This is a genomic window from Mesorhizobium sp. M1027, assembly GCF_040318745.1.
GTDB lineage: Bacteria > Pseudomonadota > Alphaproteobacteria > Rhizobiales > Rhizobiaceae > Mesorhizobium.
On sequence record NZ_JAMYMW010000002.1, the window covers coordinates 83,797 to 109,081 of the forward strand.

27 protein-coding genes and 1 pseudogene are annotated in these 25,285 nt (G+C 63.0%); 12 read left to right on the plus strand and 16 right to left on the minus strand.

All coding sequences use genetic code 11. The features are described 5' to 3' along the window. Positions 1-119 precede the first annotated feature (119 nt). The 6 genes from NKH50_RS04910 to NKH50_RS04935 all read right to left on the minus strand — a co-directional run bounded on the left by NKH50_RS04910 (position 120) and on the right by NKH50_RS04935 (position 7,237). Positions 120-1,097: a GlxA family transcriptional regulator gene (locus NKH50_RS04910; RefSeq protein WP_352737874.1), complete on the minus strand. Its 978-nt coding sequence runs from the start codon at positions 1,095-1,097 to the stop codon at positions 120-122. Between the two features lie 324 nt (positions 1,098-1,421). Then, positions 1,422-2,603 (minus strand): cystathionine gamma-synthase, encoded by a 1,182-nt coding sequence (locus NKH50_RS04915; protein ID WP_352737875.1) that lies wholly within the window; start codon positions 2,601-2,603, stop codon positions 1,422-1,424. After that, complete coding sequence (locus NKH50_RS04920) at positions 2,600-4,024, minus strand: pyridoxal-phosphate dependent enzyme (RefSeq protein WP_352877044.1); 1,425 nt, start codon at positions 4,022-4,024, stop codon at positions 2,600-2,602. The genes NKH50_RS04915 and NKH50_RS04920 overlap by 4 nt, the downstream gene beginning before the upstream one ends. A gap of 776 nt (positions 4,025-4,800) precedes the next feature. Beyond that, the gene (locus tag NKH50_RS04925) at positions 4,801-6,147 is read right to left on the minus strand and encodes an FAD/NAD(P)-binding protein (protein ID WP_352877047.1); all 1,347 of its coding nucleotides are present in this window, start codon (positions 6,145-6,147) and stop codon (positions 4,801-4,803) included. A 49-nt stretch (positions 6,148-6,196) separates the two neighbouring features. Further along, positions 6,197-6,649 (minus strand): RrF2 family transcriptional regulator, encoded by a 453-nt coding sequence (locus tag NKH50_RS04930; RefSeq protein ID WP_352476864.1) that lies wholly within the window; start codon positions 6,647-6,649, stop codon positions 6,197-6,199. A gap of 147 nt (positions 6,650-6,796) precedes the next feature. Further along, positions 6,797-7,237 carry a hypothetical protein gene (locus tag NKH50_RS04935; protein ID WP_352877050.1) on the minus strand — a complete coding sequence of 147 codons (441 nt, stop codon included), beginning with the start codon at positions 7,235-7,237 and terminating at the stop codon, positions 6,797-6,799. A gap of 97 nt (positions 7,238-7,334) precedes the next feature. On the opposite strand from NKH50_RS04935, the gene tauA reads away from it, so the two are divergent. The 4 genes and pseudogenes from tauA (at position 7,335) to NKH50_RS04955 (ending at position 10,285) form a co-directional block, all read left to right on the plus strand. Then, positions 7,335-8,348 carry a taurine ABC transporter substrate-binding protein gene (gene tauA, locus NKH50_RS04940; protein WP_352877052.1) on the plus strand — a complete coding sequence of 338 codons (1,014 nt, stop codon included), beginning with the start codon at positions 7,335-7,337 and terminating at the stop codon, positions 8,346-8,348. Positions 8,349-8,460: 112 nt separating this feature from the next. Next, complete coding sequence (locus NKH50_RS04945; RefSeq protein WP_352737878.1) at positions 8,461-9,234, plus strand: taurine ABC transporter ATP-binding protein; 774 nt, start codon at positions 8,461-8,463, stop codon at positions 9,232-9,234. Beyond that, positions 9,231-10,096: pseudogene (locus NKH50_RS04950) on the plus strand (ABC transporter permease subunit). Before NKH50_RS04945 ends, NKH50_RS04950 begins: the two are co-directional and overlap by 4 nt. 6 nt (positions 10,097-10,102) lie before the next feature. Then, the gene (locus NKH50_RS04955; RefSeq protein ID WP_254817964.1) at positions 10,103-10,285 is read left to right on the plus strand and encodes a hypothetical protein; all 183 of its coding nucleotides are present in this window, start codon (positions 10,103-10,105) and stop codon (positions 10,283-10,285) included. 58 nt (positions 10,286-10,343) lie between these two features. Here the strand turns inward: NKH50_RS04955 and NKH50_RS04960 are convergent, their stop codons facing one another. After that, positions 10,344-10,529 (minus strand): hypothetical protein, encoded by a 186-nt coding sequence (locus tag NKH50_RS04960; protein ID WP_352701165.1) that lies wholly within the window; start codon positions 10,527-10,529, stop codon positions 10,344-10,346. Between the two features lie 303 nt (positions 10,530-10,832). On the opposite strand from NKH50_RS04960, the gene NKH50_RS04965 reads away from it, so the two are divergent. The 3 genes from NKH50_RS04965 to NKH50_RS04975 all read left to right on the plus strand — a co-directional run bounded on the left by NKH50_RS04965 (position 10,833) and on the right by NKH50_RS04975 (position 13,556). Beyond that, the gene (locus NKH50_RS04965; RefSeq protein ID WP_352701166.1) at positions 10,833-11,192 is read left to right on the plus strand and encodes a septal ring lytic transglycosylase RlpA family protein; all 360 of its coding nucleotides are present in this window, start codon (positions 10,833-10,835) and stop codon (positions 11,190-11,192) included. Between the two features lie 257 nt (positions 11,193-11,449). Next, the gene (locus tag NKH50_RS04970; RefSeq protein WP_352751409.1) at positions 11,450-12,727 is read left to right on the plus strand and encodes a polyhydroxyalkanoate depolymerase; all 1,278 of its coding nucleotides are present in this window, start codon (positions 11,450-11,452) and stop codon (positions 12,725-12,727) included. 211 nt (positions 12,728-12,938) lie between these two features. After that, positions 12,939-13,556 (plus strand): transglutaminase-like cysteine peptidase, encoded by a 618-nt coding sequence (locus NKH50_RS04975; protein ID WP_254817960.1) that lies wholly within the window; start codon positions 12,939-12,941, stop codon positions 13,554-13,556. A gap of 9 nt (positions 13,557-13,565) precedes the next feature. Here NKH50_RS04975 and NKH50_RS04980 read toward each other — a convergent pair whose 3' ends face one another. The 4 genes from NKH50_RS04980 to NKH50_RS04995 are packed head-to-tail and all read right to left on the minus strand — an operon-like array spanning position 13,566 to position 16,359. After that, positions 13,566-13,934: a helix-turn-helix domain-containing protein gene (locus NKH50_RS04980; RefSeq protein WP_352508606.1), complete on the minus strand. Its 369-nt coding sequence runs from the start codon at positions 13,932-13,934 to the stop codon at positions 13,566-13,568. Between the two features lie 53 nt (positions 13,935-13,987). Further along, positions 13,988-14,524, minus strand: coding sequence for a Smr/MutS family protein (locus tag NKH50_RS04985; protein WP_352508605.1), 537 nt, complete (start codon positions 14,522-14,524; stop codon positions 13,988-13,990). A 12-nt stretch (positions 14,525-14,536) separates the two neighbouring features. Continuing rightward, entirely contained in the window at positions 14,537-15,628 is a 1,092-nt protein-coding gene (gene mltA / locus NKH50_RS04990) for a murein transglycosylase A (protein WP_352751410.1), read from the minus strand. A gap of 23 nt (positions 15,629-15,651) precedes the next feature. Further along, positions 15,652-16,359 (minus strand): Tim44/TimA family putative adaptor protein, encoded by a 708-nt coding sequence (locus tag NKH50_RS04995; protein ID WP_254817956.1) that lies wholly within the window; start codon positions 16,357-16,359, stop codon positions 15,652-15,654. A gap of 199 nt (positions 16,360-16,558) precedes the next feature. Here NKH50_RS04995 and NKH50_RS05000 point away from each other — a divergent pair, with 199 nt between their 5' ends. Together NKH50_RS05000 and secB are read left to right on the plus strand one after the other, a co-directional pair. After that, on the plus strand, positions 16,559-17,050 hold the full coding sequence (locus tag NKH50_RS05000; protein WP_254817955.1) for an FxsA family protein: 492 nt from the start codon (positions 16,559-16,561) through the stop codon (positions 17,048-17,050). A 113-nt stretch (positions 17,051-17,163) separates the two neighbouring features. Beyond that, the gene (gene secB / locus NKH50_RS05005) at positions 17,164-17,664 is read left to right on the plus strand and encodes a protein-export chaperone SecB (RefSeq protein WP_352877060.1); all 501 of its coding nucleotides are present in this window, start codon (positions 17,164-17,166) and stop codon (positions 17,662-17,664) included. 328 nt (positions 17,665-17,992) lie between these two features. Here secB and dnaQ read toward each other — a convergent pair whose 3' ends face one another. The 5 genes from dnaQ to NKH50_RS05030 form a co-directional block, all read right to left on the minus strand. Then, positions 17,993-18,712 carry a DNA polymerase III subunit epsilon gene (dnaQ, locus tag NKH50_RS05010; protein WP_352508603.1) on the minus strand — a complete coding sequence of 240 codons (720 nt, stop codon included), beginning with the start codon at positions 18,710-18,712 and terminating at the stop codon, positions 17,993-17,995. 86 nt (positions 18,713-18,798) lie between these two features. Then, positions 18,799-19,401, minus strand: coding sequence for a dephospho-CoA kinase (gene coaE / locus NKH50_RS05015; RefSeq protein ID WP_352877064.1), 603 nt, complete (start codon positions 19,399-19,401; stop codon positions 18,799-18,801). Then, a complete protein-coding gene (locus NKH50_RS05020) occupies positions 19,398-20,240 on the minus strand; it encodes a shikimate dehydrogenase (RefSeq protein ID WP_352877066.1) in 843 nt (280 codons plus the stop codon). The genes coaE and NKH50_RS05020 overlap by 4 nt, the downstream gene beginning before the upstream one ends. Next, positions 20,233-20,832, minus strand: coding sequence for a Maf-like protein (locus tag NKH50_RS05025; protein ID WP_352508600.1), 600 nt, complete (start codon positions 20,830-20,832; stop codon positions 20,233-20,235). The genes NKH50_RS05020 and NKH50_RS05025 overlap by 8 nt, the downstream gene beginning before the upstream one ends. A 171-nt stretch (positions 20,833-21,003) precedes the next feature. Continuing rightward, on the minus strand, positions 21,004-21,822 hold the full coding sequence (locus tag NKH50_RS05030; RefSeq protein WP_254817949.1) for a pyruvate, water dikinase regulatory protein: 819 nt from the start codon (positions 21,820-21,822) through the stop codon (positions 21,004-21,006). 401 nt (positions 21,823-22,223) lie between these two features. Here NKH50_RS05030 and hemE point away from each other — a divergent pair, with 401 nt between their 5' ends. The 3 genes from hemE to rho all read left to right on the plus strand — a co-directional run bounded on the left by hemE (position 22,224) and on the right by rho (position 25,229). After that, positions 22,224-23,252 carry a uroporphyrinogen decarboxylase gene (gene hemE, locus NKH50_RS05035; protein ID WP_352877068.1) on the plus strand — a complete coding sequence of 343 codons (1,029 nt, stop codon included), beginning with the start codon at positions 22,224-22,226 and terminating at the stop codon, positions 23,250-23,252. Positions 23,253-23,257: 5 nt separating this feature from the next. Next, the gene (gene hemJ, locus NKH50_RS05040; protein ID WP_502906839.1) at positions 23,258-23,797 is read left to right on the plus strand and encodes a protoporphyrinogen oxidase HemJ; all 540 of its coding nucleotides are present in this window, start codon (positions 23,258-23,260) and stop codon (positions 23,795-23,797) included. Positions 23,798-23,963: 166 nt separating this feature from the next. After that, positions 23,964-25,229, plus strand: a complete 1,266-nt coding sequence (gene rho / locus NKH50_RS05045) for a transcription termination factor Rho (protein ID WP_023675925.1) — start codon at positions 23,964-23,966, stop codon at positions 25,227-25,229. Positions 25,230-25,285 lie beyond the last annotated feature (56 nt).

Below are 25,285 nucleotides of genomic sequence, written 5' to 3' on the forward strand. Positions count from 1 at the left end.
GAGGTAACGGCATGGATCCCAGGGTCCGCGCCGCGTCGCTTCGCTCCTTGCTCCGCCCTGGGATGACGAAGTGGAGGGGTGTTCGGCCAATCTCCGACGTTTGCGGCTTGCAGAGGCCCCTAATGCCTCCGCATCACCTTCGGCGCATGCCCATGCTCTTCCCGAAACGCGCGGGCAAAGCTCGACATCGAGGCAAAGCCGCAGGCGAGCGCCACGTCGCGCACCATCAGCGTGGAATGCGCCAGCAGGTCGGCGGCACGCTTCAGCCGCAGCCGGCGGTAGTAGCCGTTGGGCGAAATGCTGAGCTCGGAGCGAAAATTGCGTTCGAGCTTGTCGGAGGAGACGCCAAGCCTATTCGCCAACTCCGCCATGCCGAGCCGTTCCTCCACTGCATCCTCCATGATGGCGATGGCCGACAGCACCAGTTCATTCTGCACGCCGGTGCGTAAGCGCAGCGGCATCAGCTTGCGGTCGACGCTGGAGCGCAGCGGGCTGTGCACGAACCACTCGGCGACGCCGGCCGACAGCTCGGCGCCATAATCGCGGGTGATGATCTCCAGCATCATGTCGAGGCTGCCGACACCGCCGGCCGAGGTGAAGCGCTTGCGGTCGATGACGTAGAGATCGCGCCTGAGCTCGATGTCGGGAAAGGCCTCGGTGAAGGCGGCCTGGCTGGTCCAGTGCAAGGTGCAGGCATGGCCGTCGAGCAGACCCGCGCGGGCAAGGAAGAACGCCGCATCCGCCACAGCACCGATATGGGCGCCACCGCGCAGGCTCTTGCGGATCCAGCTCACGGCATCGTACGCGACGAGATGATCGGCATCTCCGCCCGAGCAGACGACGATGCGATCGACCTTCGGCGCGTCATGGGCGGAAAAGCCGGGCTGGATGACGACGCCGTTCGAAGCCTCGACCGGGCCTTCGGCGGCGCCGACAATGATCCAGCGATAATAGTCCCGCTTGGCCAGCACGTTGGCGGCGCGGAGCGGCTCGATGACCGAACTGAACGCCATCATCGGAAAGCCGGGGAAGACGAGGATGGCGAAGGTGAGCGGGGTGTCGCTTGCCGTCGGTTGGTTGCGTTGTCGGTTGTCCATAGCTTCCGGAGCCAGGCAGCAAGGTGGATCAGGAAGCTACAATTCTGCCAGATGGCGCCAAGGTCAACGGAATAGAATGTAAGACACATGGATGGATGCAGAACAAGCGCCGCTCGTTGGCGATCCTTCACGCCCCCCTCTGTCCTGCCGGACATCTCCCCCTCGAGGGGGGAGATTGGCAGCTTCGCCGTCCCGTCCGTGTTTCAGTGTTGGAGGTTGGCGAAAGCGCAAGATGACGGCCAATCTCACCCCTCGTGGCCGAGATGCCCGGTAGGGCAGAGGCGCACTGTCCGCCGACGTCTCGCAAGGTTCTTGTTGCCGGGCTCAACTCGCGAGCGCCTGATCTAGATCCGCAATCAGATCGTCGCCATCCTCGATCCCGGCAGACAAGCGCACCAGCGAATCGGATATCCCGATCTCGGCGCGCTTTTTCGCGGGGATCGAGCCGTGCGTCATCAGCGCCGGGTGCTCGATCAGGCTTTCGACACCGCCGAGGCTTTCGGCCAGCGTGAACAGTTGCGTGTGTTCGAGGAAGCGCTTGGTGCCGGCGAGGTCGCGGTCGAGCTCGACGGTGATCATGCCGCCGAAGGCGTGCATCTGCCGCCTGGCGATGGCGTGCTGCGGATGGCTGGGCAGGCCGGGATAGATGACACGACGGATGTCGGGGCGGCTTTCCAGCCAGTGCGCGATCTTCTGGCCGTTGGACGAATGGCGCTCCATCCTGAGCGCCAGCGTCTTCAAGCCGCGCAGCGCCAGGAAACTGTCGAACGGCCCGGAAATGGCGCCGATGGCGTTCTGCAGGAATTTCAGCCGCTCAGTGAGATCCTTGTTGTCGCCGACCACGGCGACGCCGCCGACCATGTCGGAATGGCCATTGAGGTATTTGGTCGTCGAATGGACTGATATGTCGATGCCGAGCTCCAGCGGCCGCTGCAGATAGGGGCTGCAGAAGGTGTTGTCGGCGACCGAAAGCACGCCTTTGTGCCTGGCCAGTGCCGCGACCGCTTCCAGATCGACGACACGCAGCAGCGGATTGGTCGGCGTCTCAACCCAGAGCAGCTTGGTCTCGGGGCGGATCGCCGCCTCGACGGCGGCAAGATCGGTGAAGTCGACGAAGTCGACCTGCAAATTGGCCGAGCGCTTGCGCACCCGCTCGAGCAATCGGAACGTGCCGCCATAGATGTCGTCGGTGGCGACGATATGCGCGCCTGAATCGAGCAGTTCAAACACCGTGGCGATCGCCGCCAGCCCCGAAGCGAAGGCGAAAGCGGCTGTGCCGCTTTCGAGGTCGGCCACAGCGCGTTCGAAGGCAAAGCGGGTCGGGTTCTGGCTGCGGGCATATTCAAAGCCCTTGTGCACGCCCGGGCTCTGCTGGCCATAGGTCGAGGTGGCGTAGATCGGTACCATCACCGCGCCCGTCGTCGGGTCGTGGCTCTGGCCGCCATGGATGGTGCGGGTCGAGAAGGCGAGGCGGTTTTTGCCCGATACAGTGGCTTTTATGGTCATCGGGCGCGCCTCAGATGGTTGATCAGGTCGATGCGGGTTATCAGGCCAATGAATTCGTCGCCGTCGAAGACGATGGCGACCTCGTTGCGGTCGAACACCGGCAGCAGCGCATCCAGCGTCTGGCTGGCCTGCAGCGTGTGCAGATTGGTGGTCATCGCCGTCCTAACCGGGGCCTTGAAGCGGTCCCAGCGGCTGTCATAGGGGCCTTCGACCTTGGCCAGGATATCGCTTTCGTCGATGATGCCGACGAGCTTGCCCTCGTCCAGCACCGGCAGTTGCGAGACATCCGAGCGGCGCATGCGGCCATAGGCGTTGAGCAGGCTTTCGTCGGGGCCGACGGACACGACATCGCCGGTGCGGAGCGTGCGCATCACCAGGTCGCGCAGGTCGCCATGCTGCTCGTGCTCGGCAAGGCCCTGCTCGGCCAGCCAGAAATCGTCGAAGACTTTCGACAGGTACTTGTTGCCGCTGTCGCAGACGAACGTGACGACGCGCTTCGGCACGGTCTGCTCGCGGCAATAGCGGAGTGCTGCCGAAAGCAGCGTGCCGGACGACGAGCCGGCGAGAATGCCTTCCTTCGAAAGCAGGTCGCGCACCGCAAGCATGCTCTGCTTGTCGGGGATGGAGTAGGCCTTCCTGACCAGCGACAGATCGGCGTTGGGCGGCACGAAATCCTCGCCGATGCCTTCGACGGTCCAGCTTCCGGCCTCTACCATCTTGCCGGTCTTGATCAGGGGCGCCAGCACCGAGCCGACCGGATCAGCGAGCACCATCTCGGTCTTCGGCGAGACTTTCGCAAAGTAGCGGCCGAGCCCGGTCAGTGTGCCGCCGGAGCCGACGCCGACGACAACCGCATCGACATCGCCTTCGAGCTGCTGAAAGATTTCCGGCCCGGTCGTGGTCTCGTGGGCATGCGGATTGGCCGGGTTGGCAAACTGGTTGGCGTAGAAGGCGCCGGGCAACTCGGCGGCGATCTTTTCGGCCATGTCCTGATAGTATTCGGCATGGCCCTTGCCGACATCGGAACGCGTCATGCGCACTTCGGCGCCGAGCGCCCGCAAATGCTGGATCTTTTCGCGCGACATCTTGTCAGGCACGACAAGGATGATGTGGTAACCCTTGGGGATGCCGACCTGGGCGAGACCAAGACCGGTGTTGCCGGCGGTCGCCTCCACGATCGTCCCGCCGCGTTTCAGTTTGCCCTGTTTTTCGGCGGCGGCAATCATCGACAGCGCGATGCGGTCCTTGATCGAGCCGCCGGGATTCTGGCTTTCGAGCTTGATGAACAGCCGGCACTTGCCGATGTCGAATTTGGTCAGCTCGACGACCGGCGTCTGACCGATCAGGTCGAGAACCGAGGCATAGGGCGGGCGCAGGCGGGACGATGCATCGTCCTGTGCCACGATCTTGTGCTTGCTCATATCAGATGCTCCGTTGCCAGAATGAGCAACCGCCCTGGAAGACGGCAACCTACCGTCTTTTCCAGCCGTTTGCAGTTGGAAAGAAGATAGATCGTGCCAATCCGGCCGCCAGCAGGGGAATGGAATTTCGCGAAAGCTTCGCCGGCTCCAGGCAGGGCAAAAGATTTGCAGAACCTGCTTAGGGTTCAGGCGATCGCGGCCTGGGCTTCGATCTCGATCAGAAAATCCGGATTGCCGAGGCCGGCGACGCGCAGCACCTTGATGATCGGCGGCGCGCCACGGTTTGCCCAGAAGGCCATCCAGGCGCCGAAGGCCGGCCCTATATCCAGGTCGGCGGCGATATAGACCGAGAGGCTGACGAGGTCTTCAGCATCTTGTCGGAAAGCGAAGGGATCAGCCGGCGCAGGTCGGATTAGCGCATCGGCTGTTCCTTGATGCGCGCCAGGATCACCGTCTTCCATTTGCCGCCGAGCGCGTCGAGCGCGAACTCGACCGGACAGCCGTAGAGTCTTCCGCGTTGGGTCATGCCCCATAGTAGGCAAGGCACGGCGACGACGAAAGCAGAATTTGCCCGGTCATCTGACCAGGGTCGCGGCTCGCGGCCGCGCCGGCGACAAAATCCATGGAGGAGAACGAAGACGAGCGTGCGCGACACCAATCCGGTCAATGCGAGACGGCCGAAACCTGTGGCGATCGTCATCGCCTGGCTGTATCGACCACGACGGGCTGGCTGGTCGGCGGTCTTGCATCCGAAATTGCGTCGAGACAAAGGGGCCTTATCCGAGCAAGCGCTTGCTCAGGCGCGCGCACTGCACGCGAATATCGGGAATGGCGTCGATTTCGAAGAAGGTGCCGCGCGTCAGTGGCCCGACGGCGAGGATCTTGGCGGATACCGTGCCGTCGCCGGCGATGACCTCGCAGTTGGCGGTTACATCGAGGCCGAGCCGCAGCGGATCCGGCCTTGCCAGCCCGCGATCAACCAGCGACCGCACCACGCTGTTCGAGGTGGTTGAGATGTCCCTGGCGATGCCTGTGCAATCATAGATGCGAGCAACGTCGAACCTTTCGAGCTGCTGCGTGTGGCGCGACTGGACCTGTACCCTGAAGCCGTCGCCGCCGGCGATCTCGACGACGCGCCCGGCGACAAGGCGGATGCGGCCCGCTTGCACCGCCTCGGCAACGCGAGCGTAGACTTCCGGCGCCATGCGATGGCGGTGGATGTCCCACCAGGCCTTGGTGTGCTCGACAAAGCGGCGCTTGGCCGAGGACGGCCAGTTCTGCCAGATCTTCTGGTTGAAGGGTCTCAGACCGTCGACGACGTCGCGCCAGTCGATGCCGGCCCTCTGGTTTTCCCGGATCAGGTCGCGGAACCAGCCGACGAAATAGGAAAGCTGGGTGCCGAGCGGAATATCGGCAACGTCGAGCTTGATCGGATTGCCCTTGCGATGCGGCGAAGGCAGCAGGCCGCGCCGCGACACCGCGACGATTGCGCCGCTGTGGCCGCGCTGCTCGAGCGACAGGAAGGCATCGACCATGCTCAAGCCGGTGCCCAGCACCAGGACTTGGGCTTCGGGGTCGAGCGCAGTGTCCGCCTCGGATCCCATCCTGATCGCATGCCCCTGCCCCGCCCCCGGCTCTTCGTCATGCCCGGTGGCGAGCACGGCAAGATGCGCAACTACGCTGGTGCCGTTGGCCAGCGCCACCTCGACGCCGGAAGCGGTCGGCGAGATCGACAGGCTCTCCTCGCGGATCAGGCGTAGCCGGCCCGTCTGCTGCTCACGCGCCTCGAGCTCGTCGAGCAGCTCCTTGAGATAGCGGGCGTAGACGCTGCGCGGCGCATAGACTGGCGCCTGTTCCGGCGTCGCTATGCCGCGTTCAAGCAGCCAGCGCGAGAAGTTGCCGGGATCTTCGGCATAGGCGCTCATGCCCGACGCGCTGACATTCAGCACATGCGCCGACAGCAGCGTTGAATAGGCCATGCCTTGCCCAAAATGCGGGCGTTTTTCGATCAGGCTGACGCGGAGATCGGGATTGGGCGACTTCAGCAGATGCGCCGCAAGCACGACGCCGCTGGCGCCGCCACCGACAATGATGATCGAATTTGGCGTAGCGCGCCCGGTCATACGCACACCAGCTGTCCTGGCGATCGTCGCCGGCTCAGGAGAGATTGGTTCAGGCCTGGATTTTCAACGCCGCCGAAAAGTCTTCGTCGCCGACGATATCGCGCATTTCGGCGAGGCTGCGCTGATCCAGCACCTCGGCGATGGCCTGCCGGACCTCCAGCATCAGGTGTCGGACTTGGCATGTCGCCTCGTTGCAGTCTTCGCAGCGCTGATACTGGGTGCGGCTGGCGCAAGGAATGGGGGCAAGCGGCCCGTCGAGCACGCGCACGACGTGACCGACCTTGATCTCGTCCGCCGGGCGCGCCAGCCGATAGCCGCCGTCCTTGCCCTTGCGGCTCTGGACGAACCCGGCATTGCGCAATTCGCCAAGAATGGCATCAAGGAACTTCTTCGGAATATTGTTTCCTGTGGCGATGTCGTTGACGAAGGCGAGCTGTCCAACCGGCAGGCGCGCCAGATGGACGAGCGCCTTGAGGCCGTACTTACCTTTTTTCGTGAGCATAACCCGAACGTTTCTCTGTCATGCGATGGCGCAAGGCCACCGGTTGCGAAACGCCTGGCGTGCCTCCCCGCCGCGTCCAAGCTGTCACTACAGATAAATTCTAGTGACATGATATACAAGCCGAGAAACGTTGATTTTGCTTCGTTTTCAAGCCGCAATGGCCATTTTAGCCGGGGCTTGTGCCCTTGCGAGCACAGAAGCCGCCGCCAATGGCACACCGCCAAACTGGCCGGCGGCAGGAATGTCCCGATCGGCTAGGATACCGACGGCAGCTTCTGCCCCTGAATTTGAAGGCCAAAGCATGCCGCGCACGGCAACAAGGAGGGTGGCGTCGCTCATCGTCCTCTCCAATCCTTCAATGTCGATAAGGATACTAGACTTAACCGCGAACACAGGGAACTTGTTTCCAATTTCTTGGCTGCTCGCGGCATGGGTTTGCCGATGCAGGAGTGAAAACGGGAAAATCCTTGTTGCGGGCATGAACGACGTGGAAGAGGTTCCCGGGCAAGGACGATGGTTCTCACCCGGGCCATCACCCAGAAGCGTGCGAATGGGCAACGGCCCTAGCCAGACGACTTTTTCTAACAAGGCCGAGCCGATTGGAAGGATTTAACTCTACAAGAACGATAGAGTTAGGTGACTATGCAACGCAATCCGGGTTTTTCTCGTTTCCAAGGAGCCTTTCATGTCCACCATTTCGCGACGTATCGTTCTCTTGTCCTCGGCGGCTCTGGCTGGTGCCGCCTTTCTCGGCCCAGCCGATGCGCAGGACCTCAAGATCACTATCGGCTACCAGACAGTCGTCGAACCCTCGAAGGTGCCGCAGGCCGACGGCGCCTATGAGAGCGCGACCAAGGCGGCAATCGACTGGCGGAAATTCGATTCCGGCGCCGACGTGATCGCCGCCATCGCTTCCGGTTCGGTCGACATCGGTTATGTCGGCTCGAGCCCGCTGGCGGCCGCGGCGAGCCGCGAGCTTCCCATCCAGACAATCTTCATTGTCGGGCTGATCGGCGAATCCGAGGCCCTTGTCGCCCGCAATGGCGCCGGCATCGAGAAGGCCGCCGACCTTGCCGGCAAGAAGGTGGCGGTGCCCTTCGTTTCGACGACGCATTACAGCCTGCTTGCCGCGCTGAAGCATGAGGGTGTCGACCCGAAGTCGGTCGATATTCTCAACCTGCGGCCACCGGAGATCGCGGCGGCATGGGCGCGCGGCGACATCGACGCCGCCTATGTCTGGGATCCGGCACTCGGCCAGATCAAGACGACGGGCAAGGTCGTGCTGGATTCCTCGCAGGTCGCAGCCTGGGGCGCGCCGACCTTCGACGCCTGGATCGTGCGCACCGACTTCGCCGAAAGGAACCCGGAAGCGGTGCGCGACTTCGTCAAAGTGACGGGCGCTGCCTATGCCGACTTCCTGGCCAAGCCGGATCAATGGTCGGTGTCCTCGCCGCAAGCGGCCAAGATCGCCAGGATCACCGGGGCCAAGCTCGAAGACGTGCCGCAACTGCTGAGAGGCTATGTCTTCCCGACGCTCGAGGAGCAGGCCTCGGACAAGTTCCTCGGTGGCGGCACGGTCAAGGCGGTCGAGGCGACATCGGCCTTCCTCAAGGAGCAGGGCAAGATTGACGCCGTCTTGCCGGATTATTCGAAATACGTGTCGTCGAAATATGTCGGCGAGGCGCTGGCCTCGAATTAGCGGCGGCTCAATACGCGCGTCCTCTCTTCCCTGACACGCGCGTTGCCTGCCCCGGAGCCGCTGACGAGGAACGGCTTCGGGGCTGGCAGGTTCAGAATATCGGCGACCCCACATGACGCATCTCGTGCTCGACCAAGTCTCGGTTCACTATGACGGCCAGCCGGCGCCGGCCGTCGAACGCGTGTCGATTGACATCGCTAAGGACGACTTCGTTGTCCTGGTCGGCCGTTCCGGCTGCGGCAAGACCTCGTTGCTCAACGTCGCCGCGGGCCTGGTCGAGCCTGTGCGCGGACGCGCCACGATTGGCGGCAGGCCGATCACGGCGCCAGGCTCGGACCGCGCCGTCGTGTTCCAGAACGACGCATTGTTTCCGTGGCTGACCGCGCGGGAAAATGTCGCCTTTGCTCTCAGGCTGCGCGGTGTCAGGGCCGCCGAACGGGCGCGGACTGCCGACGACCTTCTGGCGCTGGTGAAGCTCGACGGCGACGGCGACAAGCGCATCTGGGAGCTTTCCGGCGGCATGCGCCAGCGCGTCGGCCTGGCCAGGGCGCTGGCAGCCGAGCCGCAATTCCTGCTGCTCGACGAACCGCTGGGCGCACTCGATGCGCTGACACGGGAACGCATGCAGACAACGCTGCTCGATCTGTGGACGGCAAGCCAGGTCGGCGTGCTGATGGTCACGCACGGCATCGACGAAGCGCTGGTGCTCGCCACTCGCATCATTGTGCTCGCTCCCGGCCCTGGCCGGGTGGTGCGGAGTTTCGAGGCCGGTTTCAGCCGGCGCTATGCAGCCGGCGAGGCCATTCGCAGCATCAAGGCCGATCCCGCCTTCGCCGCGGCGCGCGGCGAGCTGACCGACGCGATCTTCGAAGGGGAGGCAGCATGACCGTTACCTCCTATACCGAGCGGCCGCGGCGCTCCAAGGTCGACGACGGAGCCGACGCGCTGTCGGTGCCATGGTCGCGGCCGCGGCCGAGACGCAGCCGCGTTTCGGCCCGCGTGGTTAGCGCGATCACCATTCTGATGGTGCTGGCAGTGTGGACGGTATCGGCCCACCTGCAATTGGTGTCGCCGGTTTTCCTGCCGTCGCCTGTGGCAGTCTGGAACAAATTTGTCGTCGTCGCCCGTGACGGCTTTGTCGACGCGACGCTGCTCCAGCATATCGCCGCCAGCCTGTGGCGCGTGTTTGCAGCGCTGATCGTCGCCATCGTCGTCGGCGTTCCCATCGGGCGGCGATCGGCGTCAGCACGATCGGGCGTGGCCTCTTCGATCCGCTGCTCGAATTCCTGCGGCCGATCCCGCCGCTCGCCTATCTGCCGCTGATCATTATCTGGTTCGGCATTGGCGAGCCGTCCAAAATCCTGGTGATTGCCATTGCCATGCTGGCGCCGGTTGCGCTGTCGACGGCATCGGGTGTTCGCGGCGTCTCGCAGGAACGCATCAATGCAGCGCGCTCGCTTGGCGCCACGCAGCGCCAAGTGATCAGGCACGTCACCCTGCCCAGCGCGCTGCCCTCGATCCTGACCGGTCTGCGCATCGCGCTTGGCGCCGGTTGGTCGACGCTGGTCGCCGCCGAGCTGGTGGCCGCGACGCGCGGGCTCGGTTTCATGATCCAGTCCGCTGCCCAGTTCCTCGTCACCGACGTGGTGGTGATGGGCATACTGGTGATCGCGGCCATTGCCTTCGTGCTCGAATTCATCATCCGCAGGATCGAGCGGGTGCTCGTCCCGTGGGCAGGGCGGGAATGACCGACAATGCCCCATTCCATCGCTGTATTGTTCGCGCATTTCGGCCATTGGCTCCGCCTGATCAAGGCCGGGGACAAACAGCCGCCTGACGGCGAACGCAAAACGCCGGTGCATCTGGACGCGGAGCGCAACCGCTTACCGCCGCGCGACGAAAGTTTCTACTGGGGCTGGCAGTACTGGTCGCGGTGACCGGCCGCCAGGGTCCGCTGTGCGCTGCTCTCAAGGGAGCTTGAGCATGGACGCCCGTTCAAACGCGCGAACGGTTCGCCCAGGCCAGGCCGGCCAGGCCGACCAGCGCGGTGACGATGCCGACATAGAGCCATTGCGACTGGCCGGTCATAAAGCTGCCGCCGATAACGCCGATGCCTTGCAACGTCCACAGCACGCCCATGGCGAGCACAATCAAGGCCAGCAGATTTTTGATCAATCTCATCGCTAGAACTCCGTTCCAAGTCGATCATAAACCGCGTTCCAGCCGGAATGGAACAGCGAAAAGAGGCCGCTCGATTACACCAACTTCTACTTGGATGCTAATCTCTGATCTTGTGCAAGACGCCCGGAGATCGGCGCAGACATCATCAAAGAAGCTGCGCCTCGCTGCGGAAAGTCTCTGACAAATTGTTTCGCGCCGACTCCAAACGTGTAACATTGCCATGGAACCGACAGATCATTGCCGCATTTGCTGCCTTGTTCCGCACCTAACGGCTTGGGTCTGTCAACGGAGCTAACCCCAAGCATGAAGAAAAGCTATCAGGCCGCGCTCGTCGCGGCCACGATTGCGGCCGGCCTGACGGTCGGCGCATCCACCGCCAACGCCGCCGCTCAGTGCGGCCGTGCCTCCTGGTACTCACTGCATTCCAGAACCGCTTCCGGCGAGCGCATGAACCCGTCGGCGCTGACCGCCGCGCATCGCAGCCTGCCGTTCGGCACCAAGCTGAAGGTGACCAATCGCAACAATGGCCGCAGCGTCGTCGTGCGCATCAACGACCGCGGCCCCTTTATCAGGGGCCGGATGCTCGATCTGTCGAAGGGCGCAGCCAGTCAGCTTGGCTTCATCAGCTCGGGCCATACGGCTGTCTGCATGGCACGGGTCTAACGGTCCGGCCGCCACGGCCGGACGCCGCCTCCAACGATTGTCCCGATAGCCGGCCCTTGCCTGGCCTTCGCAGGTGCACATTGAGCCGGCTGTTGCCGTTGAAGGCGGATTCTCAACGCCTTGGACGAAAGAACGAGCATAAATCACGCAGGTTGACGTATTGCATCGCAGCAGATTGTTGCTAACTTCCCCGCAAAGCATTCAAGGCTCGGCGCTGCTCGTCGGCCCTTCGATCGCAGTCGGCAGCGGGGTTCTCGATGTTCTACCAGCTCTACGAACTGAACCACGCCGCCTTGCAGCCGGCGCGCCTCTATGCCGATGCGGTGCGCCTGTTCTACTCCAATCCGCTCAATCCGGTCTCACACACGTCCTGGGGCCGCTCGGTTGCGGCAACGGCCGAACTGTTCGAGCGCACGACGCGCCGCTACGGCAAGCCGCAATTCGGCCTGACCAAGACCGTGGTCGACTGGAAAAACGTCGAAGTCCGCGAACACACCGTCTGGTCGCGGCCGTTCTGCAACCTGGTCCGCTTCGAGCGGGCGGTTCCTGCCGGGCGCCGGCCGGATCCGAAGCTGTTGATCGTGGCGCCGATGTCGGGCCACTATGCGACGCTGCTGCGCGGCACGGTGGAGGCGATGCTGCCCTATGCCGACGTGCATATCACCGACTGGGTCGATGCCCGCATGGTGCCGCTGGCCGACGGCAGCTTCGATCTTGACGACTATATCGACTACATCGTCGACATGCTGCATGCGCTGGGCCCCGACACCCATGTGATGGCGGTGTGCCAGCCTTCGGTGCCGGTGCTGGCGGCGGCGGCACTGATGGAAGCCAAGGGTGATCCGTTCGTGCCCTCGACGATGACGCTGATGGGCGGGCCGATCGACACGCGCCGCAATCCGACGGCGGTCAATCTGCTGGCGCAGGAAAAGGGCATCGACTGGTTCCGCGACAACGTCATTATGCGCGCGCCCTGGCCGGTGCCGGGCTTCGGCCGCGAGGTCTATCCCGGCTTCCTGCAGCTTTCGGGTTTCATGAGCATGAACCTCGACCGCCACATCACCGCCCACAAGGACTTCTTCATGCATCTGGTGAAGCATGACGGTGACAATGCCGAGAAGCACCGCGAGTTCTACGACGAATATCTGGCGGTGATGGATCTGACGGCGGAATTCTACCTGCAGACCGTCGACACCGTGTTTGTCCGCCAGGCCCTGCCCAAGGGCAAAATGACGCATCGCGGTATCGCGGTCGACCCTTCGGCGATCCGCAATGTCGCCCTGTTCACGGTCGAGGGCGAGAACGACGACATCTCCGGACTCGGCCAGACCAAGGCCGCGCACGACCTGTGCATCAACATCCCGGCCGACAGGCACGCCCATTACATGCAGCCTGCGGTCGGCCATTATGGTGTGTTCAACGGCTCGCGCTTCCGTTCCGAAATCGTGCCGCGCATCGTCGACTTCATCACCAGCTACGGCCGTCAGAACCGTGTTGCGGTGAAGCCCAAGCTGGTCAGGACCGGCAAGAAATAGGCGACCAGTGATGATGCCCGTCAATCCGCATCAGGTCGGTCTATGCCAAAATCATCGGTTGGCGCGGCCGTGCGGCGGGTCGACCTGTTGCACAATAGTCGCGTTGGCGCCACGCGGGTAACCATGCCGCAAAATCAATCCATCCTCATAATTGACACGGACTGTAAATACCCCTTAACGTTTCGTTAATAACAAGGGACAAGCGGGGACAATGATTTCCTCACCAATGGCGAGAACGCTGCGCCTGTGCGCGCTGGCCGGACTTACTGTGGCGGCAGGTTGGGCCAGTTCGGCCTCGGCGGCCGGCCCGATGATAACAGGTGGCCCGACCTCACAGCCGATCGGCCATTATGATTTCTGCAAGAGCTACGCCTCCGAATGCTCGATCCGCCCGAAGGATCTGTCGCCCGCCAGCCTGACCGGCTCGCTGTGGCGCAAGCTGCTCAGCGTCACGGCAAAGGTCAACGCCGCCGTCAAGCCGGAGAGCGACTTCGACATCTACGGCAAGGATGAGGTCTGGGCCTATCCCGACAAGGGCGTTGGCGATTGCGAGGACTATGTCCTGGAAAAGCGCCGTGAGCTGAACCGGCTGGGCGTCTCGTTTGCCGATCTGCTGATGACCGTCGTGCGCAAGCCGGATGGCGAAGGCCACGCGGTGCTGACGGTGCGCACCGACAAGGGCGACTACATCCTTGACAATCTGACCGACCAGGTCCGTTCCTGGGACCAGACCGGCTATCGTTTCCTCAAGCGGCAGGCGATCGACAATACCGGCCGGTGGGTCTCCATCCGCGGCGGCCAGCAGGTTCTGGTCGGCTCGGTCCAGTAACAAGGCAACTCATTTCGGCCGTGCCAGCGCGGCGCGGATCGACGCAGTGATGCGGCGAAGCTCGGCTTCGTCGAGCTTTTCAATATTGTCGGCCAGGAGATTGGCAAGTTCGGTCGCCGCCGGGCTAAGGCCCGACGTGTCGAGCTTGACGCGCGGATGCGAGGTTTCGGCCAGCCGCGCCAGTTCCTCGGCGTCGTCCCAAATGATGTTGAAATAGCCGATGATCTTCTGGATCAGCGTCCAGCTCGGCGCACCGCGGCGGCCGTGTTCCAGCGCCGAGAGATAGGCTGCGCTGACGCCGATCGCCTTGGCCATGTCCTTCTGGCTGACGCCGCGCTCGTTTCGCAGCACGCGAAGCTTTTCGCCGAACGGGGTCACAAGCGCACCTTCATGGATGCATCCTCATAGGTGCGTCCCTCATCGGCATGCCCTCATGAGCGTGCCCGCCGCAAGCGGACATAGAGCGCACCCGAGCCGCCATGTTTGCGGGCGGCATGGTCGTGGCTGGAGACGAGGGGCCGGAAGGCGGGTGTCGACAGCCATGACGGCACGGCGCGCCGCAAGACGCCATCACCGCCCGACGAAGAGCCCTTGCCGGTGATCACCAGGACGTAGCGGATGCCGCCGGCATGCGCCCGGCACAGGAAGGAAAACAGCAGTGAATAGGCTTGGTCCTGGGTCAGGCCATGCAGGTCGACGCGGCCCTCGATCGGCAGCCGGCCGTTCGACAGCTTGTCCAGCGTCGGTTCGTCGAGTGCATGGGAGACATGCTGCGCCTTCGGCTTTGCGGCCGCGGCAGGATTGCCCGCGACCTGTTCCGGGGGCGGCGCCTGCCTGGTCTCGTCGATCTCCGGCCCAACGTGTGGAATTTCGACGGCGGTTCTGCCCTTCAGCGGTTTTGCCGTGCGCGCCACCAGGTTCCACAGCACCCGGTCGTCCTCGCTCAGCCTGTCGATGCGCCGGGTCATCGGCCTGCTCCTCTAAACCAGCGACCGGGGGATCAGCGCATAAAAATCGGCGGCGTTGCGGATAACGCCGGCGATCTCGCCGGCCGCTTCGCCCGACCCGGCAAACAAATCACCGCGGGCCGGGCCGGTGATCGCCGAACCGGTGTCCTGCGCGATCATCAACCGCCGGAACGGTTTTCCGTCGAAGGCGGTCAGGGACGGCGCGTCGATATGGAAGGGCGTGCCGAACGTGTGCAGCAGCCGGTCGACGGCGATCGAGCGGCCGGGTGTCAGCGGCACCTTGGCGGCAGCAATCGGGCCGAGCTCCCGGTCGTCGACGCCCATCTCGCGGAAGAAGATATAGGAGCGGTTGCGCCACAGGGTCTCGTCGACGCGCTCCGGATGCGCCTTGAACCAGGCACGGATCGACTGCATCGTCACCTTCTCCAGCGGGATCTCGCCTTGCTCGCTCAGGATCTTGCCCGGTCCGGTAAAGCGCTGGCCGGATTTGGCGGCATAGGTGATGCGGCGAAGCCTGCCATCGGTCATGTTGAGCCGTGCCGCGCCCTGCACGTGAATGAAGAAGGCGTCGACCTTGTCGGCGAGCCAGGCGATTTCCAGCCCTTTTCCGGCAAGCGCGCCGCGTTCGATCTCGCCGCGGTCGAAATATTCGACCGGGCCGTTCGGCGCCGCACGAGCGAAGGCGAGATAAGGATCCAAGCCGGAAGGACGATTGCCGTCGTCGATGTCGACCAGGTCGGCAGGGCGCGCCAGCAACGGTACCGAAAATCGTTCCGTGCGCACCGGCGAGGCTTCGACCTCCGGCTCATAAAAGCCGGTTACCAGGCCGGGACCACCATCTTCGGCATCGATACGGGCCGGAACGAAATGGCGCTCGAAAAAGCTTCGGGCCTGCAACCGATTCGCCGACGAAACGGTACGCGCTTCGGCATAGGCATCGGCAAAGCCATTGTAGTCGACGCCGAGCGCGCCGGAGCGGTAGGGTTTGGTCAGGATATGAAAGGCCGAGCGGCGAAAGGCGTCAAAGGCAGGGAGATGGTCGTCCTCGCCCCAGCCCGGCAATTGGCCAAAGGATTTTTCGCTGAAGGCTCGAGAAAGCGACACGACAGCCTCCGCCGCCGTCCAGTTCAGTCTTCTTCTTCGGTGGCGACGAGCTTCCAGTTCGGATCGCGCGAGCGCGTGTCGCGGGCGAAGGTCCAGACATCCTTGACCTCGGCGACGGTCTCGGGATCGCCGTCGATGACAGCGCCGGCCTTGTCGCGGGTCGCCGAAATCAGCTCGCTGACAATGCGCAGCGTGATGTGCGCCTCGCTGCCCTTCATCTCGGCCGAAACGATGTCGGCCTTGTCGATGCCGACGAAGGAGGACTGGATCTTTTCGGCTTTCGCCTCACGGTCGCCGATGGCCGCGACGAAGCCGTCATAGACCTCGCGCGACAAAAGGTTCTTCAAGGTTTTGCGGTCGCCATCCGCGTAGGCCATGACGATCATCTCATAAGCCATCTTTGCGCCGTCGACGAAGGTCTTCGGGTCGAACGTCGGATCATTGTCCTTGATCGCCCGCAGGCCCCGGTTGAGATCGGTGTCGGGCTTGGCAAAGGCATCGATCGCCGCATAGGTGTCGGCCGCCGGCTCTCCTGTCAGGCGCTTGCGCGGCAGCGAAACCACGTTCTCGGGTTTCTGGGCGGCATCCTTGTCGTTTTTGCGCGCTGCCGTATATGGATCGAAGGGCGGGCGCTCGTTGCCCGTGCGTCGGCCAAGCACGTTGCGCAGCTGGAAGAAGATCACCACCGCCGCAATCAGAAAGAAAATCGTGCCGAAGTCGAAGAAGCCCATATCTTGCGCCAATCAATCCCTGCTTTGGCCGGACCAGCGGCCAAGCAGGGGCCGCGATCACATAGCGTTCGGTATCCAAAGCATATAGAACGCATGGCGCAATCATTCAAATCAAAGGCAGCCATACCTATCTAACAGCTCTGGTGCCAGCGGCGATTGCTCGCCGGCCGGCAAAAACATCGAAACGATCGGTCAAGATTTGCGTATCTCGCTGTTTCCCCTGTTCATTCTCGCGCTTCCGCTGCTGGAGATAGCCGGTTTCGTCATTGTCGGCCGCCAGATCGGCGCGCTGGCGACGGTCGGGCTGGTGCTGGCCTCGAGCGTCGCCGGCGCCTTGCTCCTTCGACACCAGGGTTTTGGCGTCATGGCCAGGGTACGTGCCGAAATGGACGCCGGGCGTGATCCGAGCGGCCAGCTTGCGCATGGCGCCATGATCGTGCTGGCCGCGATCCTTTTGATTATCCCCGGCTTCATCTCGGATATTTTCGGCATTCTGCTGTTCCTGCCGCCAGTGCGCGATCTTGCCTGGCGGATGCTGAAAGGCCGCATCGTGCTGGCCACCGATTTCAGCAGTGGTTTGCGGGCAAGGCAACGCGGCAAGATCATCGATCTCGACGACGGCGACTATTCGCGTGCCGACGACCATACGCGCGGACCGGATTCTCCCTGGCGCCGCCTCAAGGACGAGTAGCCGCAAAGCAACCAGCGTCTTTTGCAAACTTGTCTTGTCGGGCCGGCCATGATAGCGAACGCCCGAATTTCAATCCGGTCAGCAACGCTGCCCAGGCAAAAGGACCACAGCTTATGGCCAGCAACGACGACGCGCCGACCGGCGCAGCCAACGGTAATGGAAATGCGGCGCAGCCTTCGCTCAACGTGCTTGCGCAATATGTGAAGGACCTGTCCTTCGAAAGCCCCGGTGCACCGAACTCGCTGCGCGGTCGCGACAAGGCACCCGGCATCGCCATCAACGTCAACGTCAACGCCAATCCGCTTTCGGACAAGCAGTTCGACGTCAATTTGACGCTGAACGCCAAAGCGTCGTTCGACCAGGAAGTGCTGTTCAATGTCGAACTGGTCTATGGCGGCGTCTTCGCCATCAGCGGCTTGCCGCAGGAGCACATGCTGCCGATCCTGTTCATCGAATGCCCGCGGCTGCTGTTCCCGTTCGCGCGGCAGATCATTGCCGAGGCAACACGCAACGGCGGCTTCCCGCCGCTGATGCTGGACCCGATCGATTTCGCGCAGATGTTCCAGCAGAAGCTGGCAGAGGACCAGGCTGCCGCCAAGATCAAGGTGAGCTGAGCGCGGCTGTCTCGCCAGTGTTTGACAAACCCGGCCTTGCGCCGGGTTTTTTATAACGATGTCCCGCCCGACAGGCTGAAGGCCGATCGGACGCAAGCGTCGATGGTTCCCATCAGCCACAATCCGCTATGTCTGGAAGACAACTGCCAATCTGCGACATCTGCGATTGGCCTTAGCCACTATGCCTTCGTCATCCTAGGGTCTGCGCCGCGTCGCTGCGCTCCTTGCTCCGCCCTGGGATCACGAAGGAGGGTGTTTCAGCTAATCTCGAAACTTTGCGATTTGCCACTGAACAGAACTATCGACGTTCGCTGCCGATCGGCCCCAACTATGCCGCGGAACTCGCTTCCTGGGCGACGCGCAGCCAGAGCGCCTTTTCGCCCAATGTGCCAACCATGCCCGCGTGCGCGGTGCGCTCGGCGTCGGTCAGGCGCGACGGCAAGGCGATCGGCCTGACGCCGATCGAAATATCGATGTCTTCGACATTCTGCCTGCCGCCCGCCGGAGTCAGGATGCTGTCGAGGATAAGGCTTGCCTGCTTGCCGCCGATGAGCTCGATATAGACCTCGGCCAGCAATTCCGAATCGAGCAGCGCGCCGTGCTTGGTGCGGCGGCCGTTGTCGATGCCGTAGCGGCGGCAGAGCGCGTCGAGCGAATTGGGGCCCATCGGATGCTTGCGGCGCGCCAGCGCCAGCGTGTCGACGATCCGTCCCGGATCGATGGCCGGATGGCCAAGCCGGCCGAATTCGAGATTGAGGAAGCCGATGTCGAAGCCGGCATTGTGCGCGACCAGTTTGGCGCCGTCGATGAAGGCCAGAAACTCCTCGGCGATCTCCATGAAAGTCGGCTTGCCGACGAGATCGGCGGCGCTGATGCCGTGCACGGCCTGCGCCTCGTGATGGATCTGGCGGCCTTGCGGGTTGATATATTTGTGGAAGGTTCGGCCGGTCGGGAAACGGTTGACCAACTCGACGCCGCCAAGCTCGATGACGCGGTCCTCGCGCGTGTCGAGGCCGGTGGTTTCCGTATCGAAGATGATCTCACGCATCGAATCAGTCCACTGGTGCCGCCATCATTCTAGCCGAATCACACCAGGAACAAAATGGCAACAACTAATGTGGGTCTGCAAGCCTCTTAACCAGGCCTGGCTGCCTTATCCACGACTAGTTCCGCGATGATGGCCTTGACGGCTGCGCGAGCGGCGTCAAAGCCCTGACTGGTATCGATGACAAAGTCGGCGCGCCGGCGCTTTTCGGCGTCGGGAACCTGCCTGGCCAGGATCGACGCCAGTTTCTCCTCGTTCATGCCCGGCCGCGCCAGCACGCGGGCGCGCTGAACTTCAGGCGGCGCGGTGACGACCACGACCTTGTCGACGCGGTTCCCGCCGCCGGTCTCGAACAGCAGCGGTATATCGAGCACGGCAAGCGGCGCGCCGGCGGCACGATTTTCAGCCAGGAACGCATCGGCCTCGGCACGGACCAGCGGATGGATGATCGCTTCCAGCCGTTTCAGCGCGGGGGCGTCGCCGAGCACCCGCTCCGCCAGTGCCGCGCGGTCGACCGCACCGGATCTGGTGGTGCCGGGCAAGGCCGCCTCGACCAAGGGCGCGGCCTTGCCGGCATAAAGGCGATGCACAGCCTCGTCGGAATCATGGACTGGCACGCCGGCCTCGGCAAACATCTTGGCCGTGGTCGATTTGCCCATCCCTATCGATCCGGTGAGGCCGAGCACGATCATTTTATCGCGCCGATATCGGCAATAACTATTTGCCGCAGTTCGGCGGTGACTTCTGGCCTGATGCCGAACCAGCGCTCGAAGCCGGGCACCGCCTGGTGCAGCAGCATGCCGAGCCCATCGACGGTTCTCAGGCCGCGCGCTTTGGCGGTGGCAAGCAGCGGCGTCTCCAGCGGCACGTAGACGATGTCGGTGACGATGGCGCGGTCCGGCAGTCTGCCCGGATCCGCGGACAGGCCTTCATTGCCATGCATGCCGAGCGCTGTCGTGTTGACCAGCAGGCCGGCATCTTCGAGGAATTCGCCGGTCGCCACCATGCCATAGGCCGAGACGCCGGCACCGAAGCGGTCGCGCAGTTCCTGCGCCCTTGCAAGCGTCCGGTTGACGATGCGGATATCGTTGATGCCGCGCTGCTTCAGCGCATGGATGACCGCGCGAGCGGCGCCGCCGGCACCGAGCACCACGGCGGGGCCGTTGGCCGCCCAGCCCGGTGCATATTCGTCCAGATTGGCGGCAAAGCCATGGGCATCGGTGTTACCGCCCCACAATTCGCCATTCTCGAACCACAGCGTATTGACCGCACCGATCTGTTCGGCGTCGGCGTCACGCCGCTTGGCCAAAGCGAAGGCGGCTTCCTTGTGCGGGATGGTGACGTTGCCGCCGCGATAGCCTTGTGCCCGCAGCGTCTGCAGGAATTTGGCAAAGGCCTCCGGTGCAACGTCAATGGCCTCGTAGACGCCGTCTATGCCGTATTTCGCCAGCCAGTGGCCGTGGATCTTCGGAGACCTGGAATGGGCGATCGGGTGGCCGGTGACGAAGGCTTTTTTCGAGGCTTCAGCCATCGATCGCCCCGAACTCACGCAGCTGGGCCAGCACCGGCAAAAGTGGCAGACCGACAATGGTAAAATAGTCGCCTTCGATTTTTTCGAATAGCTGGATGCCTTCGCCTTCGATCTGGTAGGCGCCGACGCTGGACAACGCCTTGGCGCCGACGCGCGCCAGATGGCGGCCGATGAAGGCCGGATCGAGTTTGCGCATGGTCAGACTGGCGATGCCGACATGCCGCCACAGAACCTGGCCGTCACGGGCGAGCACGACGGCGCTGTTGAGATGATGCGTCTTGCCCGACAGCGCCAGCAGATGACGGCGCGCCCCTTCCATGTCGGCGGGCTTGTGGAACAGCTCGTCGCCGAGGGACAGCGTCTGGTCGCAGCCGAGCACCAGGGCGCCGGGCCTGCGCTCGCTGACTTCGGTGGCCTTGGCTTCGGCGAGCACCAGGGCGACGTCCTCCGGCGACACGCCACTATTCTGCAGCGGCGCCTCCAGCGCGCGCTCATCGACAGAAGCCGGAACCGCTTCGACAGTGATGCCGGCATTGACGAGCAGCGCCTTGCGGAACGGGCTGCCCGAGGCAAGGATGATTTTTTCCGCCATTTTTTTCGCCCGCTTCCTGGCGCTCACTAGGGTGTGTCGAGATTCAGGCCAGGCCGCGTCGAGAATGGTGGGTTCCGAGAACCGGAACGGAGCGGACATTTGGGTCCGTGAGTACCGGAAGCGCAGGAAACCGCCGTTCGCAGGCCGGCATCACCTGAATCTCGACATGCCCTACCGCGTCTTGCCGCGCAGGGCAACGATGGCCGCCGCCGTCTCCTCGATTGAACGGCGGCTGACGTCGATCATCGGCCAGCCATGCCGCGTGCATATCTGGCGGGCATAGGCGAGCTCTTCGGCGATCGCGGCACGGTCGACATAGTCGGTCGGTTCGTAGGCGCTGGTGCCGAGAATGCGGTTCTGCCGGACCTGCGAGATCCGTTCGGCGGTGGCGACCAGGCCGACGATCAGCGGCCGCGTGGCATTGACCAGGCTTTCGGGCACCGGCACGCCGAGCACGATCGGGATGTTGGCGGTCTTGATGCCGCGATTGGCGAGATAGATGCTGGTCGGCGTCTTCGAGGTGCGGGAGATGCCGACGAGCACGATGTCGGCATCATCCATATTGGCCGGCAGCTGGCCATCGTCATGCTCCATGGTGAAGTTGAGCGCGTCGATGCGGCGGAAATATTCGGCGTCCAGCACATGCTGGGCACCGACGCGTCGGCCGGCAGGCGTGCCTAGATAGGACTGGAACACCGTCAGCACCGGTTCCAGCACCGAGACGCAAGGCAGGCCCATGGCCGCGCAGCGTTCGTCAATGCCGCGGGCAAGCTTCTGGTCGACCACCGTGTAGAGGATGATGCCTGGCTCCTCTTCGATGTCCTCGAACACCTTCGTCACCTGCTTTTCGGTGCGAATGAGCGGATAGATATGTTCGATGGCGCGCGCATCCTTGTATTGCGCGGAAGCCGCGCGGCCGGCAGCCAGCAGCGTTTCGCCGGTCGCGTCGGAAATCAGGTGGAGATGAAAGAAGCTTTGCGGTTTGTTCACAGGATACATTCCAGGCTGTGGGCCGATGTGGATAAGCCGGGCGGAAAACTCGGCCACCGCAAAGCGACTGTATCAGATGCCGGTTTGTCCACAATTCGATGTGCTGTCGGCTTCTCCGGGCGGTTGGGGACAAGTCCGGGGACGGAGCTTTTTGCCTTCGCTTCATCCACAGGGGTAATTTCCCTGGCGTGGCGGCAACGCATTGACTCCAGTCGTAAATTCGCGGTTTTCCACAAAGTCCTGCAATCCCGCTGGAGAAGCGCGCGACAATATGCTGGCTGGTCTTTTCCAGGGCAAAGCGGGACAGGAGACAACCACCACAACCAACAGACTCTTAGAATCATAAGATTCCTAAACATAGAATATTTAATTATGGGGAAGCCTGGAAAGGCTAGCGCTCAATGCCTCAAGACCGGATCGTGCTGGACGTGTTGAGAGGCAAGACGGCGTTTCCGCCACCGGTCTGGATGATGCGCCAGGCCGGCCGCTATCTGCCGGAATACCGGGAGACGAGGAGGCGGGCCGGATCCTTCCTCGATCTCTGTTACGACCCGGATCTCGCCGTCGAAGTGACGCTGCAGCCGATCGAACGCTTCGGCTTCGATGCATCGATCCTGTTTTCCGACATCCTTGTCGTGCCGCATGCGCTCGGCCGCGACGTGCGCTTCGAGGAAGGACGCGGCCCGCTGCTGACGCCGATCACGGCTGTGGAGATCGAGGCTCTCGACGGCGAAACGTTTCACGTGAATCTCGAGCCGGTCTACGAGACGGTGCGGCGATTGCGCGCCAGACTGCCCGATGAAACGACGCTGATCGGCTTCTGCGGTGCGCCCTGGACAGTGGCGACCTACATGATTGCCGGCCACGGTACGCCCGACCAGGCGCCGGCCAGGCTGTTCGCCTATCGCGAGCCGGCGGCCTTTCTTCGGCTGCTGAAGGTGCTCGCCGATCATTCGGCTGCCTATCTGATCCGCCAGATCGAAGCCGGCGCCGATGTGGTGCAGATCTTCGATTCGTGGTCAGGCGTGCTCGACGAAGCGTCTTTCGAATTGTTCTGCGTCGAGCCGGTGGCCGAGATCGTCCGGCAAGTGAAGGCTGTCCATCCCAATGTTCCGATCATCGGCTTTCCCAAGGGCGCGGGAGATCACTATCGAAGCTATCGCCAGAAGACCGGCGTGACCGGGCTGGGCCTCGACTGGACCGTGCCCTTGTCGACGGCGAAGGAATTGCAGCGCGACGGCGCCGTGCAGGGCAATCTCGATCCGCTGAGGCTTGTAGCCGGCGGCAAGGCGCTTGCCGACGGCGTAGCGGCGATCCTGAAGGCGCTGGGCGACGGACCACTGATCTTCAACCTCGGCCACGGCATCACGCCGGAGACGCCGCTGGCGCATGTCGAGCAGATGATGAAACTGGTGCGGAGCGCATCGTGACGATGATGGGCGCAGACAATGCGAACAGCACCAGCGGTCGAGGGGCGATGCGCCGCGCGGCAATTGCGATCGCCATCTTCCTGGTGCTGGCCGGGCTGCTGTTTTTCTTCGGGCCCGATGATTTCTATCCCTGGGCGAAGGCGATCCATGTGATTGCCGTCATCTCCTGGATGGCGGGCATGCTCTATCTGCCGCGCTTGCTGGTCTATCATGCCGATGCCGAAAAAGGCTCCGTCCAGTCGGAGACTTTCAAGGTGATGGAGCGCCGCCTGCTGCGCGGCATCATCAATCCGGCAATGGTGATTACCTGGGCATTCGGCTTGTGGCTCGCCTGGAAAGGCTTTGGTTTTCAGGGCGGCTGGCTGCATGCCAAGATCGCTGCGGTGGTTGGTCTGTCGGCCATGCATGGCTATCTCGCCGGCGCCGTCCGCAAATTTGCCGAAGACCGCAATGAAAAATCGGCAAGGCACTGGCGGATCGTCAATGAGATCCCTACATTGCTGATGATCGTCATCGTCGTCCTGGTTATCGTAAAGCCGTTCTGACGTCCTCGGTTGCCCGCAAAAGGCGGCTTGCTCTTTCAACCGACCGACGATAAAAGACGGGTCTTCCTTCCCGTCATGCGCCGCCCATTTATCGCTTCGGCCGCGCCCGGCATTTGTCGCATCCCGCCGATATTTTTCCCAAAGCTTACTCAGAGTCCGTCTAATGATGCAAGAAATGAAGCTCACAGAGTTCAAGAACAAGAAACCACCAGAGCTGATCGCTTATGCGGAATCGCTCGAGGTCGAGAACGCCAGCGTCATGCGCAAGCAGGAGCTGATGTTCGCGATCCTGAAGAGACTGGCGACCCAGGATATCGAGATCATCGGCGACGGCGTCGTCGAAGTGCTGCAGGACGGTTTTGGCTTCCTGCGCTCCGCCAATGCCAATTACCTGCCAGGCCCTGACGACATCTACATTTCACCATCGCAGATCCGGCGGTTCTCACTGAAGACCGGCGATACGGTCGAAGGGCCGATCCGCAGCCCGAAAGAGGGCGAGCGCTATTTTGCGCTGCTCAAGGTCAACACGATCAATTTCGACGACCCTGAAAAAATCCGCCACAAGATCCATTTTGACAATCTGACGCCGCTTTATCCGACCTCGCGGCTGAAGATGGAGATGGAGGTTCCGACCTCCAAGGATATTTCGGCGCGCGTCATCGACCTGGTGGCGCCGCTCGGCAAGGGCCAGCGCGCCCTGATCGTGGCGCAGCCGCGCACCGGCAAGACGGTGCTGTTGCAGAACATCGCCCATTCGATCACTACCAACCACCCGGAATGCTACCTGATCGTGCTTCTGATCGACGAGCGGCCGGAGGAAGTCACCGACATGCAGCGCTCGGTGAAGGGCGAGGTCGTCTCCTCGACCTTCGACGAGCCGGCGGTTCGCCACGTCCAGGTTGCCGAAATGGTCATCGAGAAGGCCAAGCGCCTCGTCGAGCACGGCCGCGACGTCGTCATCCTGCTGGATTCGATCACCCGCCTCGGCCGAGCCTACAACACCGTCGTGCCGTCATCCGGCAAGGTGCTGACCGGCGGTGTCGACGCCAACGCGCTGCAACGGCCGAAGCGCTTCTTCGGTGCTGCCCGCAATATCGAGGAAGGCGGTTCGCTGACCATCATCGCTACCGCGCTGATCGACACCGGCAGCCGCATGGACGAAGTCATCTTCGAAGAGTTCAAGGGCACCGGCAATTCGGAAATCGTGCTCGACCGCAAGGTGGCGGACAAGCGCATCTACCCGGCCATGGACATCCTCAAGTCCGGCACCCGCAAGGAGGACCTTCTGGTTCCGCGCCAGGACCTGCAGAAGATCTTCGTGCTGCGCCGCATCCTGGCGCCGATGGGAACAACCGACGCTATAGAGTTCCTGATCGACAAGCTCAAGCAGACCAAGACCAATGCGGATTTCTTCGATTCGATGAATACTTAGGGTTGCGGGCCTTCCCTTCTCCCTTGTGGGAGCAGCAGGTGGCGAGCGACGCTCGG